This window comes from Streptomyces sp. NPDC048278 (assembly GCF_040652195.1).
GTDB lineage: Bacteria > Actinomycetota > Actinomycetes > Streptomycetales > Streptomycetaceae > Streptomyces.
In genome coordinates, this window is record NZ_JBEZLP010000003.1 from 425,869 (window position 1) to 438,804 (window position 12,936).

Sequence of the window (12,936 nt, forward strand, 5' to 3'; positions counted from 1 at the left end):
CGTGGGGGCTGGTCGCGCCCACGCGGCGGAGCCGCATATCGAATACAGCCCCGCGCCCCTCAGGTGTCTCGCCGCAGCCGTTGCGTCAAAGCTCGGCCTTGTGCAGGACGCCGCCGCGCGTCGTCACGGTGACCGTGACGACGCGCGGGCCGGGAGAGGTGGCCGACGGCTGTCAGCCGAAGAACACCCCGACCTCCTCGTACAGCTTCACGTCCACGGTCTTCAGCTTGGCCGTGGCCTCCGCGATCGGCACCCGGACGATGTCGGTGCCGCGCAGCGCGACCATCTTGCCGAAGTCGCCGTCGCGGACGGCGTCGACCGCGTGCAGGCCGAAGCGGGTGGCGAGCCAGCGGTCGAAGGCGCTGGGCGTGCCGCCGCGCTGGATGTGCCCGAGGACGGTGGTCCGGGCCTCCTTGCCGGTGCGCTTCTCGATCTCCTTGGCCAGCCACTCGCCGACGCCGGAGAGCCGGACGTGCCCGAAGGAGTCCAGCGTGCCGTCCTTGAGGACCATCTCGCCGTCCTTGGGCATGGCGCCCTCGGCGACGACCACGATCGGGGCGTACGACGCCTTGAAGCGGGAGGTGACCCAGGCGCACACCTGGTCGACGTCGAAGCGCTGTTCCGGGATGAGGATGACGTTGGCGCCGCCGGCGAGGCCGGAGTGGATGGCGATCCAGCCGGCGTGCCGGCCCATCACCTCGCAGACCAGGACCCGCATGTGGGACTCGGCGGTGGTGTGCAGCCGGTCGATGGCCTCGGTGGCGATGCCGACGGCGGTGTCGAAGCCGAAGGTGTAGTCGGTGGCGGACAGGTCGTTGTCGATGGTCTTCGGGACGCCGACGACGGGCACGCCGTACTCGTCGGTGAGGCGCGCGGCGACGCCGAGGGTGTCCTCGCCGCCGATCGCGATCAGCGCGTCGACCTCCAGCTTGGCGAGGTTGTCCTTGATCCGGCGGATGCCGTTCTCCTGCTTGAGCGGATTGGTCCGCGAGGAGCCGAGGATGGTGCCGCCGCGGGGCAGGATGCCGCGCACGGCGGGGATGTCGAGGCGGACGGTGTCGCCTTCGAGGGGTCCGCGCCAGCCGTCCCGGAAGCCCACGAAGTCGTAGCCGTACTCCTGCACGCCCTTGCGGACGACGCCCCGGATGACGGCGTTGAGCCCGGGGCAGTCGCCGCCTCCGGTCAGTACTCCGACCCGCATGGAAATGTCCCTTCGCCGCGGTTGCCTGGTGGGACTCACGCTAATGGTGATCCAGCTCACACAGGGATGGGCGCGGAAGGGCAATTCCGGTGAATTGTCAGGCGGTTGGTTTACGGCCACCCGAAGATCAGATCAGATCAGTCGTCGTCGAGGCCGGCCTCTATCGCGTACCGCACCAGCTCCACCCTGTTGTGCAGCTGGAGTTTGCCGAGGGTGTTCTGGACGTGGTTCTGGACCGTGCGGTGGGAGATGACGAGGCGTTCGGCGATCTGCTTGTAGCTCAGGCCCTTGGCGACCAGGCGCAGCACCTCGGTCTCGCGGTCGGTGAGCCGGGGCGCGTCGGGCCGGTCGGCGTCCGCCTCCGGGGCGGGCTCGGAGGCCAGCCGGCGGTACTCGCCGAGGACCAGACCGGCGAGGCCGGGTGTGAACACCGGGTCGCCGACGGCGGTACGGCGGACCGCGTCGAGGAGTTCCTCCGTGGAAGCCGACTTGAGCAGATAACCGGTCGCGCCGGACTTCACGGCCTCCAGGACGTCCGCGTGCTCCCCGCTCGCGGAGAGGACCAGGACCCGCAACGCCGGGTTGTGGCCGACGAGTTCCTTGCAGACCTGGACGCCCGGCTTGGCCGGCAGGTTGAGGTCCAGGACGAGGACGTCGGGCGCGGCTGCCTTGGCGCGGCGCACCGCCTGCTCGCCGTCGCCCGCGGTGGCGACCACCTCGAAACCGGACTCGGCCAGGTCACGGGCGACCGCGTCCCGCCACATCGGGTGGTCGTCGACCACCATGACCCTGATGCTCATCGCCGCTCCGCCTTCCCCGGGGAGACCTTCGGTACCTTCAGCTCTACTTCCGTGCCCTGCCCGGGAGTCGAGAACAGCTCGGCGCTGCCGCCGAGGTCGCGCAGCCGGCCCCGGATCGACTGGGCCACCCCGAGCCGCCCTTCGCCCTCGGCCTGGGCGAGCCTGCCCTCCGGGATGCCGGGGCCGTCGTCCCGTACGGTCACCACGACCTCGCCGGGCTCGTCCTCGACGAGGATCCAGGCCCGGGCGGCCTCGCCCGCGTGCCTGCGCACATTGTCCAGGGCGGCCCCGACGGCTGCGGCCAACTCGCGTGCGGCGCCCGGCGGCAGCTCCACCGGCGCGCCCGGCTCGGCGAGGCTGACCCGGGACCCGGCGTACCGCGAGAGCAGCGGGCGCAGGTCGACGGGGCCGCTGTCGTCCGGCTCCTCGACCAGGCGCACGACCGCGCCCTCGGCCTCGTCCTCCGAGAGCCGCGAGGGCGGCACCAGGCCGCCGGAGACCAGGGTCCGCAGGGCCACCTCCTGCTCGCCGGCCAGCCGGCCCAGTTCGCCCGCCTCGCCGCCGAGGTCCGCGCCGCGCCGCTGCACCATGGCGAGCACCTGGAGCACGCTGTCGTGGATGTCCCGGGCGAGCCGCTCCCGTTCCCGGGTCGCCGCCTCGATCTCCAGGGCGCGGGCGAGGGTGCGCTCGGAGGCGCGGGCGACCTCGACGACGTACCCGATGGCGATGGAGGCGACCCAGACCAGGATCACGTTGTGGACGGTGTCGCGGGCCGGGTGGCCGCGTTCGACGAGGTTGGCGGCTGCCACCGGGGTGGAGGCGAACGCGGCCCAGCGCCAGCCGCCCTTGAGGGCGTAGGCGAGGACCGAGCCGGCGGTCCAGATCGACGGCAGGGTCGGGCCGCCGCGGTCGATGTGGCCCTGGGTGACCACCCAGGGGGTCAGCACGATGCCGGTGAGCGCGACGGCGAGGTCCACGGCGAGGAAGCGCTTGGTGCAGGCCGCCGCGTTCTGCACGCGGGGCAGGGTCGCCAGGGTCCAGACGGTCAGGACGGCGTAGTAGGCGATGGCGACGCCCACGCGGTCGTAGTCGTCGTAGGCCGAGGCGAACAGGCCGATCGCGTACAGCAGGGTCAGCACGCGGTAACCGGTGAGGGCACGCCACAGCGGCTGCTCGACCGACATCCGTATGACGCGTTCCCGCTTGCTCATGTCCCCCAGTCCCCCTGCCCGTCCCCGGCCGCCGGTCCCCCCGGCTGCGGGCCCCCTGCCGCCGGCCTAGGACTCGGCGGCCTTCTTCTCGGCCTTCGCCGCGTCCTTCCCGGCCTTGGCGGCCTCCGCGATCTGCCGCTTGGCGGCCGTCGCGTAGATGTCCACGTACTCCTGGCCGGAGAGTTTCATGATCTCGTACATGACCTCGTCGGTCACCGCGCGCAGCACGAACCGGTCGTGCTCCATGCCCTGGTAGCGGCTGAAGTCCAGCGGCTTGCCGATCCGGATGCCCGGCCGCATCAGCTTGGGCATCACCTGCCCCGGCGGCTGGATCTTCTCCGTGTCGATCATCGCGACCGGGACGACCGGGGCGCCGGTCGCGAGCGCCACACGCGCGAGGCCGCCGGGCTTGCCCCGGTAGAGGCGGCCGTCGGGCGAGCGGGTGCCCTCCGGGTAGATGCCGAACAACTCGCCGCGCTCCAGCACGTCTATGCCGCTCTGCACCGCGGCCTCGCCGGCGCCGCGGGCGCCGGAGCGGTCGACGGGGAGCTGGCCGACGCCCTTGAAGAAGGCGGCCGTGAGGCGGCCCTTCAGCCCTGGCGTGGTGAAGTACTCGGCCTTCGCGATGAACGTGACCTTGCGGTCCAGCACCGCGGGCAGGAAGAACGAGTCCGAGAACGACAGGTGGTTGCTCGCCAGGATCGCCGGACCCTCGGCCGGGACGTTCTCCAGGCCCTCCACCCAGGGTCTGAAGGTGACCTTGAGCGGTCCCCCGATAGCGACCTTCATCGCGCCGTACAACACCGAGTGCCTCCTGTTTCCGTCGATCAGACCTTAACCCGGAGCGCCGGGAATGGGCCCGACGACCCTGGTCGGTGTCAGTGCCGTCGCGTACGGTGAAGCACAACTGGAGTCGTCGTCCACGGCTCTCGCAGTTCCACCCCCGCCGAACGATTCGAACGATTTCGAACGAACTCGAATGAATTGGAGACCGAAGGTGCCGGTTCTCCCCGGAGCCGAGCCGTACCGCCATGACGGCGGGGAGGCCGGCGTCCTCCTCTGCCACGGCTTCACCGGATCGCCCCAGTCGCTGCGCCCCTGGGCCGAACACCATGCGGCACACGGCCTGACCGTGTCCGTGCCCCTGCTGCCCGGACACGGCACCCGCTGGGAGGACCTGGTGGTCACCGGCTGGCAGGACTGGTACGCGGAGGTGGACCGCGAGCTGCGGCTGCTGCGCGAGCGCTGCTCCCAGGTCTTCGTGGCGGGCCTGTCCATGGGCGGCACGCTGGCGCTCCGGCTGGCCGCGCGGAACGGTACGGGTGTGGACGGCGTGGTGATCGTCAACCCGGCGAACAAGGTGCACGGCCTGTCGGCGTACGCGCTTCCGGTGGCCCGGCATCTCGTGCGCACGACGAAGGGCATCGCCAGCGACATCGCGAAGCCGGGCGCCGCGGAGACCGGGTACGACCGGGTGCCGCTGCACAGCGCGCACTCGCTGCGGAACCTCTTCCGTCAGGTGGACAAGGAACTGCCGCAGGTGACCCAGCCGCTGCTGCTCCTGCGCAGCGCCGAGGACCACGTGGTTCCGGCGGTGGATTCCGCCCGCATCCTGAGCCGGGTGTCGTCCACGGACGTAACGGAGGTCGTGCTGGAACAGAGTTACCACGTCGCGACGTTGGACCATGACGCGGACCGGATCTTCGAGGAGAGCCTCGCCTTCATCGGCCGGCTCGCACCCAGTGTCGGCAAGGAAGGGACGGCCGCAGTTGGCTGAGCACGACTCCGACCGCGAGGACCGCGAGCCGGACGAGACGGGGGTGCCCTTCGACGAGGAGGCCGCCTGGGCGGCGATCGTCGCGGGGTACGGCGACGAACCGCCGGACCCCCCGGGCACGACGCCGTACAAGCCGGTGAAGGACTTGGCGCTGCCCGCGATGGACGAGGACGGGACGACCGACGCGAACACCGAGGCCGCCGGGACGGGAGCCGCGGCGGCCGAGGAGCAGCGGCCCGTCCAGCCGCTGGGCGGTTCCGTCTCCTTCGCGCCCGGGGTGGGCCCGCGCGACTACACCGCGCCGGAGCCGTCCGAGGACGACTTCGACGAGGACGACGAGGGCCACTTCGTGCCGCCCGAGCCGCCGCCGCTGCCGGAGGCCGACGCCACGGCCAAGTTCGCCTGGCTGGGCGTGGTGGGCGGCCCGATCCTGCTGCTGCTCGCGGTGCTGCTGGGCTGGGACATGACCTGGTGGCTGGCGACGCTGGGCATCGGCGGCTTCCTGGGCGGCTTCGTCGCGCTGGTGACCCGCATGAAGACGGATGACGAGGACGAGGGGGACCCGGGGCGGGGCGCCGTGGTCTGAGCGCCCGCCGGGACGCGGGACGGAGACAGACCCTAGGACGCTGCCGGAATTCTGAGGGCGGCCAGGACCGGAAGGTGGTCCGTGGCCGCCCTCAGGTCTGTTCCGGTCACGCCGGGCAGGTCTTCGGGGACGCCGCAGCCGAGCACCTCGATGCCCTTCGTCGCGAAGACGGCGTCGATGCGCTGGTGGGGGTCGGTGGACGGGGAGGTGAGCTCGCCGCCCCAGGGTGCGGTGGTCCGGCAGTCCTGGTAGGCGGCGGCCAGGCGGCGGAAGGTGCGGCCGTCGGGGCGGTCGTTGAGGTCGCCGCCCGCGACGGCGTGCTCCACGCCCAGGCCGGCGACCCGGTCGAGGAGCATGCCGCCCTGCTCGTAGCGCTCGTCCTGCTGGAGGCTGAGGTGGAAGCTGGTGACGCCGAGGCGGGCGCCGCCGAACCGGACGACGGCGGTCGCGAGGCCGCGGCGGTGCAGGCCCGGGGTGAGGGGCAGGAGGACGTCCTCGGTGCGCTCGACGGTGGCGCGGAGGTCGCAGAGGATCGCCGGGCCGGCCGCCGTGCCGCCCCCGGTGAGGATCACCAGGTCGGCGGCGGAGGCCAGGCGGGCGAGCTTCTTGCGCCAGCGGAAGAAGCGGGGGGCTTCCTGGACCAGGACCAGGTCGGGGGCGCAGGCCTTGATGACGCGGGCGAGGGCGCCGGTGTCGTCCCGCAGGGACCTGATGTTGTAGCTGAGGACGCGGATGACGGCGGAACCGTCGGGCTCTGTGTGGGAGTTGGGGAGCGTCGCCATATTGATCAATGTACGCCGGGAGAGGGGCTGTGCGCCTACGGGGGTGGGGCGCGAGGTGAGTGGACGACTGCCGGTGCGTGGTGGCTGGTCGCGCAGTTCCCCGCGCCCCTCAGAAGCAGGTGGGACCCGTGGGCCGCGATTACATGATCGGGTCGGGTTCCCGGGCCAGGTCGGCCGCGCCGACCAGGCCGGCCTCGTTGCCCAGCTGGGCCGCGATGACCTCGGCGACCGGGCGCCAGTTGCCGCCTACCAGCCAGCGCTTGTAGGACTTGCGGATCGGGTCGAGGACCAGTTCGCCCTCGTCCGAGAGGCCGCCGCCGACGATGAACGCGGAGGGGTCGAAGAGGGAGGCCAGGTCGGCGAGGCCGGCGCCGGCCCAGCGGGCGAGCTCGCGGTAGGAGTCGACGGCGACCGGGTCGCCCTGCCGGGCGGCCACGGAGATGTGCTTGCCCTCGATGCCCTCGGGGGTGCCGTCGCCGAGGGCGAGGAGGACCTCGGCGTTCTCGGGGGTGGCGTTGGCGCGCTGCTTGGCGTACCTGACCAGGGCGCGGCCGGAGGCGTACTGCTCCCAGCAGCCCTGCGAGCCGCAGCCGCACAGCAGCCCGTCCGGGACCATCCGGATGTGGCCGAACTCGGCGGCCACACCGAAGTGGCCGCGGCGCAGCTTGTTGCCGATGATGATGCCGCCGCCGAGGCCGGTGCCGAGGGTGATGCAGATGACGTTGCGGTGGCCCTTGCCCGCACCGAACTTGTACTCGCCCCACGCGGCGGCGTTGGCGTCGTTCTCCACGACCACGGGGAGGCCGACGCGGGCCTCGACCTCCTCCTTCAACGGCTCCTGGCGCCAGTCGATGTTGGGCGCGAAGTAGACCGTGGAACGCTGCCGGTTCACGTAACCGGCGGCGCCGATGCCCACGCCGACGATCTCGTGCCCGGCGCGCGCACCCTCTACGGCGGAAGCAATGGCGTCCACGATGCCCTCGGGCGTACCCGGGGTCGGCACCTTGTGGGTCGAGAGGATGTTGCCTTCCTCATCGACCACGCCGGCCGCGATCTTCGTGCCGCCGATGTCGACGCCGATGGTGAGTCCCATGAATCCCTCAGTTTCGGTCGAGCCCCGCTACGGCCAACCGTACCCGAGGGGGGCTGTCAGTCGAGATCGATGCGTTCGCCGGGGCCGGGCTCCTCGCCCTTGTCAGGGGTGCCGGAGGTCCAGCGGGTCTCCTGGTGCTGGACCGCGGAGCGGTAGGCGGCGAGGAGTTCGCTGCCGGCGGCGGCCAGGTGGTCGAAGACGTCCGGGTTGCGCTCCAGGACGGGCTCGACGGCGTTCTTCGCCTGCTGGACGACCTGCCTGACCACCTGCTGGGCGGCGGGTCCGGCGACCGCGCCGAGCAGCGGGGTCTGGATGCCGGAGAGCTTGTCGGCGACGGCGTCGACGAGCCTGCGCAGTTCCTCGGCGGCCGAGCCGGGGGGCGGGCCGTACTGGGCGCGGCGGCGGGCCTTCTCGGCCTCCAGGTCCTCGGCGCAGGCGGTGGCCCAGGCGTCGTCGTCCGTCGCCCGTACCTCGTCCGCGGCCTCGGAGGCGTCGGCTGCGGGGCGCTCTTCGCTCATGACGGACTCCTGACTACGGTTCGTCTCTACGACGTTACCCGAACGGGCGTACCGGTTTCACCGTCAGCGCGGCCACAGCTCCGGGTCCGGCGCGAACCGCAGGCGCAGCTCGCCGTCGCGCAGGGCGGCCCCGGCGACGGTGCAGCGGCGCAGGGCCGACGGCAGGGCGACGATCCGGCGGAAGCCGCCCACGGTGATCACGATCTCGTCGCCGCGCCGGACGAGGTCGAGGCCGTCCCGTATCGCGCCGGGCAGCGGGATGTGCCAGACGAGGACGCCGTCCGCCTCGATCCGGTCGGCGACCTGCCACTCGACCGGGGCGGGCGCGGCGTTGACACCGGGTACGGCGAGCGCGGCGAGGTCGTCGGTGCCGCGCGGGTCGTGGCCGAGGTGGGCGACGGCGGTGACGTCGTACGTCTCTCCCCACTCCGCGAGGGCCTTGCGCTGCTGGGCGACGAGGGCGTGCAGGGGGGTGGCCTCGGGCAGCACGCGGTTGGCGACCAGGGTCGCGGCGGGCAGGCCGTGCAGGGCGAGACCGAGGCGCGCGGTACGGACGGCGTCGGCGCCGGCCGGGCCGGGTTCGGCGACCAGGCGTACGGCGGTGTCGCGGTCGGCGAGGACGGCCGCTACGGCGGCGAGCTCGACGTCCCAGCGGGCTGCCGTCTCGTAGAGCCAGTCGGCGGGCATGGGGACGCCGGCGAGGCGGCCGAGGACGGGGCGCAGGGCGCGGGCCGCCTGCCGTTCGGGCGGGAGCAGGCGGCGCAGGTAGCGGCGGAGTTCCTCGGGGAGGGAGAGGAGGGCGAGCGCCTGCGGGGCGGGCGGGAGGTCCACGACGAGCAGTTCGTAGCGCTCGGAGAGGGCGGCGTCGCGCAGGGCGCGGAGGAAGGAGAGTTCCTCGGCGCCGGGGAGGGGGGTGAGCTCCTCGGCGTCCAGGCGGGAGGCGCCGAGCAGGTCGAGGACGTTCGCGGCGCGGGTCTGGAAGGCGGTGAGGTCCTCGCGGAAGCGGGCGGCGGCGTCCGGGCGCCAGGCGGTGAGGGTGGGGGTGACGCGGGTGGGCTCCGGTCCTGTCGCCGTGCCCAGGGCGGCGCCGAGGGTGTCCGTGCGGTCGGCGCTCAGGACGAGGGTGGGGGTGCCGTCGGCCGCGGCGCGCAGGGCGGTGGCCGCGGCGACGGTCGTACGGCCGCTGCCGCCGGGGCCGGTGATCAGGATGGTGCGCATGAGGGTGAACCGTAACCGAAGCGGGGCTCGCTTGATCGGTGCCCTGTGCTGGGGGCCGGGGGTGGGGACGCTTACCGGCGCTTGCAGGGTGCCGCCGCGCCCACCCGTGCCGCCCTGCGGCACGCCTGCCCGCAGCCAAGAAGCCCCTTCAGGGGCGCGGGGAACTCGCGAGCAACCCCCACGGACCCGCAGCCGGACGGCCACGGGACCCCCGCGACGCGTCCCTGCGTCACTTCTCCCCCGACTCGACCCTCTTCTTCAGGCCCGCCAGTGCTCGGTCGATGATGACCTTCTCGGCCTTGCGCTTGATCATGCCGAGCATCGGGATCTTCACGTCCACCGTCAGCGAGTACGTGACCTCGGTGGAGCCCGCGCCCGCCGGCTTCAGGAGGTAGGAGCCGTCCAGGGAGCGGAGCATCTGGGACTTCACCAGCGTCCAGGAGACCTCGTTGTCGCCGGTCCAGGTGTACCCGAGGACCTGGTCGTCCTTGATCGCGCCGGCGTCCATGACCAGGCGGACCTGCTCGGCACGGCCCTGGGCGTCGGTCTTGAGGACCTCCGCCTCCTTCACTTCGCCGGTCCAGTCCGGGTACCGCCCGAAGTCGGCGATCACCGCCATGACGTCGGCCGGGGCCGCCTCGATCGTGATGTTCGAGCTGGTGTGTTCCGCCATCGCCGTGGCTCCTCCAGATACGGGCCGGTGGGACCGGTGGGACCAGTAAAGGGGTCGGCGTGCGCGGGCGTACGCACGCGTGTGCCGCGTGAAGGCTACCGCGCGCCCGACCAGCCGACTTCACCCCCAGTCCGGGGTCGTCACCATTCCAGCGCCCAGGGCCGGCCGGTACCGGCGAAGTGCCCGACGTTCACGCACTCGGTGGCCCCGATCCGCATCCGCTTCACCAGCGGCTGGTGGACGTGGCCGAAGAGCGAGTAGCGGGGGCGGGTGCGGCGGATGGCGTCCAGCAGGGCGCGGCTGCCCCGTTCGAAACGGCGGGCCACGGTGTCGTAGACCAACTCCGGTACCTCGGGCGGGATGTGCGTGCAGAGCACGTCGACCTCGCCGAGCGCCTCGATCTTCGCCGCGTACTCCTCGTCGGAGATCTCGTAGGGGGTGCGCATGGGGGTGCGCAGGCCGCCGCCGACGAAGCCGAAGACCCACCCGCCGATCTCGACCCGCTCGCCGTCCAGCACGGTGGTGCCGGGCCCGGCGTACTCGGGCCACAGCTGCGGCATGTCGACGTTGCCGTAGGTCGCGTACGTCGGTGTCGGGAGTGCGGCGAACATCTCGGCGTACTGCTTGCGCACGGCCTTCTCGATGGCGGTGGCGCGGTCCATGCCGATGCCGCCCCAGAGCCGGGCGCCGAGTTCCCGGGCCTCCTCGAAGCGGCGGGCGGTGCGGAGTTCGACGAGGAGGTCGGCGTTCTCGACGCCGAACAGGTCGGGGAAGATGCCGCGGGAGTGGTCGGCGTAGTCGAGGAAGAGGACCAGGTCGCCGAGACAGATCAGGGCGTCGGCGCCGTCACCGGCTCTGGCCAGGTCACGGACGTTGCCGTGCACGTCGCTGACCACATGGACGCGGGTCCTTCGGGTACCCGGGGGTGTTGCTGCCATGGTGATCAAGCGTAGGCCTGTGCGGCAAACGTGAACAGGCGATGGCCGGACCTGCGGTTACTGGTCAGTCACTAAGGCCTTGGACTACCGTACGCAATGGAACACCAACCTGTGTGACGCACCGAACATCTCGCCGGACCCCCCTGTCGAAGAAGCCATACCGGCGGGTAACGTCCGGGCAGTCCAGTCGTGCTCAGGATTTCAACCAACGGATCTTCCAGCCCGTGGCGATGCCCTGAGTACCTGCCCGAGCCTTGGACCGCACCGTCGCATCGCACAACGTCGTGGCGTCGGCGCCCTATGAGGAGCAGCAGTCTTGCGCGAGTTCAGCCTTCCGGCTTTGTACGAGGTCCCCGCGGACGGCAATCTGACCGACATCGTCCGCAGAAACGCCGCGCAGCATCCCGACGTAGCCGTCATGGCCCGCAAGGTCGGGGGTGTGTGGACGGACGTGACCGCCACCGCCTTCCTGGCCGAGGTGCATGCGGCGGCGAAGGGCCTCATCGCCTCCGGCATCCAGCCGGGCGACCGGGTCGGCCTGATGTCCCGCACCCGCTACGAGTGGACGCTCCTCGACTTCGCGATCTGGAGCGCCGGCGCGGTCACCGTGCCGGTGTACGAGACCAGCTCGCCCGAGCAGGTGCAGTGGATCCTCAGCGACTCCGGCGCGACCGCCTGCATCGTCGAACTCGACGGCCACACGGCCGCCGTCGAGTCGGTGCGCGAGACGCTGCCCGCCCTCAAGCACGTCTGGCAGATCGAGGCCGGCGCCTTGGAGGAGCTCGGCAGACTCGGCCAGGGCGTCACCGACGCCACGGTCGACGAGCGCAGCTCGCAGGCGAAGGCGGACGACCCGGCGACCATCGTCTACACGAGCGGTACGACCGGCCGCCCCAAGGGCTGCGTCCTCACCCACCGCGCCTTCTTCGCGGAGTGCGGCAACATCGTGGAGCGGCTGCGCCCGCTGTTCCGCACCGGCGAGTGTTCGGTCCTCCTCTTCCTCCCGCTCGCGCACGTCTTCGGCCGGCTCGTCCAGATCGCCCCGATGATGGCGCCGATCAAGCTGGGCTGCGTCCCCGACATCAAGAACCTCACCGACGAGCTGGCCGCGTTCCGGCCGACGCTGATCCTGGGCGTCCCGCGCGTCTTCGAGAAGGTCTACAACTCGGCGCGCGCCAAGGCGCAGGCGGACGGCAAGGGCAAGATCTTCGACAAGGCCGCGGACACCGCGATCGCGTACAGCAAGGCGCTGGACACCCCGTCGGGCCCGACCCTCGGCCTGAAGATCAAGCACAAGACCTTCGACAAGCTCGTCTACAGCAAGCTGCGCGCGGTGCTGGGCGGCAGGGGCGAGTACGCCATCTCCGGCGGCGCCCCGCTCGGCGAACGGCTGGGCCACTTCTTCCGGGGCATCGGCTTCACGGTCCTGGAGGGCTACGGCCTGACCGAGTCCTGTGCGGCGACCGCGTTCAACCCCTGGGACCGGACCAAGATCGGCACGGTCGGGCAGCCGCTGCCCGGCTCGGTGATCCGCATCGCGGACGACGGCGAGGTGCTGCTGCACGGCGAGCACCTGTTCAAGGGGTACTGGAACAACCCGGCCGCGACCGCCGAGGCGCTGGCCGACGGCTGGTTCCACACCGGGGACATCGGCACCCTGGACGAGGACGGCTACCTCAGGATCACCGGCCGCAAGAAGGAGATCATCGTCACCGCGGGCGGCAAGAACGTCGCCCCGGCCGTGATCGAGGACCGCATCCGCGCGCACGCGCTGGTCGCGGAGTGCATGGTGGTCGGGGACGGGCGGCCGTTCGTGGGCGCGCTGATCACCATCGACGACGAGTTCCTCGGCCGCTGGGCGGCGGACCACGGCAAGCCGGCGGGTTCCACCGCGGCGTCGCTGCGTGACGACCCGGATCTGCTCGCGGCGATCCAGGATGCTGTCGACGACGGCAACGCCGCGGTGTCGAAGGCGGAATCGGTGCGGAAGTTCCGCATTCTGTCCTCCCCGTTCTCGGAGGAGTCGGGCCACCTGACGCCGTCCCTGAAGCTCAAGCGCAACGTGGTGGCGAAGGACTACGCGGACGAGATCGAGGCCATCTACCAGAAGTAGAGCGGCACCCGGGGCGTCCTTCCGGC

The 12,936-nt window shown here is 71.8% G+C and carries 13 protein-coding genes; 3 read left to right on the plus strand and 10 right to left on the minus strand.

Annotation, left to right across the window (positions count from 1 at the left end; translation table 11 throughout):
* Positions 1-172: 172 nt before the first annotated feature.
* The 4 genes from AB0D74_RS08110 to AB0D74_RS08125 all read right to left on the minus strand — a co-directional run bounded on the left by AB0D74_RS08110 (position 173) and on the right by AB0D74_RS08125 (position 4,013).
* A complete protein-coding gene (locus AB0D74_RS08110; RefSeq protein ID WP_362581727.1) occupies positions 173-1,201 on the minus strand; it encodes a 6-phosphofructokinase in 1,029 nt (342 codons plus the stop codon).
* A 137-nt stretch (positions 1,202-1,338) separates the two neighbouring features.
* The gene (locus AB0D74_RS08115; protein ID WP_362581729.1) at positions 1,339-2,001 is read right to left on the minus strand and encodes a response regulator transcription factor; all 663 of its coding nucleotides are present in this window, start codon (positions 1,999-2,001) and stop codon (positions 1,339-1,341) included.
* Positions 1,998-3,212: a DUF5931 domain-containing protein gene (locus AB0D74_RS08120; RefSeq protein WP_362581730.1), complete on the minus strand. Its 1,215-nt coding sequence runs from the start codon at positions 3,210-3,212 to the stop codon at positions 1,998-2,000. Before AB0D74_RS08120 ends, AB0D74_RS08115 begins: the two co-directional genes overlap by 4 nt.
* Before the next feature lie 66 nt (positions 3,213-3,278).
* Positions 3,279-4,013, minus strand: coding sequence for a lysophospholipid acyltransferase family protein (locus AB0D74_RS08125; RefSeq protein WP_362581950.1), 735 nt, complete (start codon positions 4,011-4,013; stop codon positions 3,279-3,281).
* A gap of 196 nt (positions 4,014-4,209) precedes the next feature.
* Between AB0D74_RS08125 and AB0D74_RS08130 the strand changes: the two genes are divergently transcribed.
* Both AB0D74_RS08130 and AB0D74_RS08135 read left to right on the plus strand, forming a co-directional pair.
* Positions 4,210-4,989 carry an alpha/beta fold hydrolase gene (locus AB0D74_RS08130; RefSeq protein ID WP_362581731.1) on the plus strand — a complete coding sequence of 260 codons (780 nt, stop codon included), beginning with the start codon at positions 4,210-4,212 and terminating at the stop codon, positions 4,987-4,989.
* Positions 4,982-5,575 (plus strand): hypothetical protein, encoded by a 594-nt coding sequence (locus AB0D74_RS08135; protein WP_362581733.1) that lies wholly within the window; start codon positions 4,982-4,984, stop codon positions 5,573-5,575. Before AB0D74_RS08130 ends, AB0D74_RS08135 begins: the two co-directional genes overlap by 8 nt.
* A gap of 32 nt (positions 5,576-5,607) precedes the next feature.
* Here AB0D74_RS08135 and AB0D74_RS08140 read toward each other — a convergent pair whose 3' ends face one another.
* The 6 genes from AB0D74_RS08140 to AB0D74_RS08165 form a co-directional block, all read right to left on the minus strand.
* On the minus strand, positions 5,608-6,357 hold the full coding sequence (locus AB0D74_RS08140) for an endonuclease/exonuclease/phosphatase family protein (RefSeq protein WP_362581735.1): 750 nt from the start codon (positions 6,355-6,357) through the stop codon (positions 5,608-5,610).
* 139 nt (positions 6,358-6,496) lie between these two features.
* Positions 6,497-7,450: an ROK family glucokinase gene (locus tag AB0D74_RS08145; protein WP_362581737.1), complete on the minus strand. Its 954-nt coding sequence runs from the start codon at positions 7,448-7,450 to the stop codon at positions 6,497-6,499.
* Between the two features lie 56 nt (positions 7,451-7,506).
* A complete protein-coding gene (locus AB0D74_RS08150) occupies positions 7,507-7,968 on the minus strand; it encodes a DUF5304 domain-containing protein (protein WP_362581739.1) in 462 nt (153 codons plus the stop codon).
* 63 nt (positions 7,969-8,031) lie between these two features.
* Positions 8,032-9,186 (minus strand): ArsA-related P-loop ATPase, encoded by a 1,155-nt coding sequence (locus AB0D74_RS08155; RefSeq protein WP_362581741.1) that lies wholly within the window; start codon positions 9,184-9,186, stop codon positions 8,032-8,034.
* A 229-nt stretch (positions 9,187-9,415) separates the two neighbouring features.
* The gene (locus tag AB0D74_RS08160; protein ID WP_093503999.1) at positions 9,416-9,859 is read right to left on the minus strand and encodes an SRPBCC family protein; all 444 of its coding nucleotides are present in this window, start codon (positions 9,857-9,859) and stop codon (positions 9,416-9,418) included.
* A gap of 140 nt (positions 9,860-9,999) precedes the next feature.
* Positions 10,000-10,755, minus strand: a complete 756-nt coding sequence (locus AB0D74_RS08165) for a metallophosphoesterase (protein WP_362581952.1) — start codon at positions 10,753-10,755, stop codon at positions 10,000-10,002.
* Between the two features lie 358 nt (positions 10,756-11,113).
* On the opposite strand from AB0D74_RS08165, the gene AB0D74_RS08170 reads away from it, so the two are divergent.
* On the plus strand, positions 11,114-12,910 hold the full coding sequence (locus AB0D74_RS08170) for an AMP-dependent synthetase/ligase (RefSeq protein ID WP_362581743.1): 1,797 nt from the start codon (positions 11,114-11,116) through the stop codon (positions 12,908-12,910).
* Positions 12,911-12,936 lie beyond the last annotated feature (26 nt).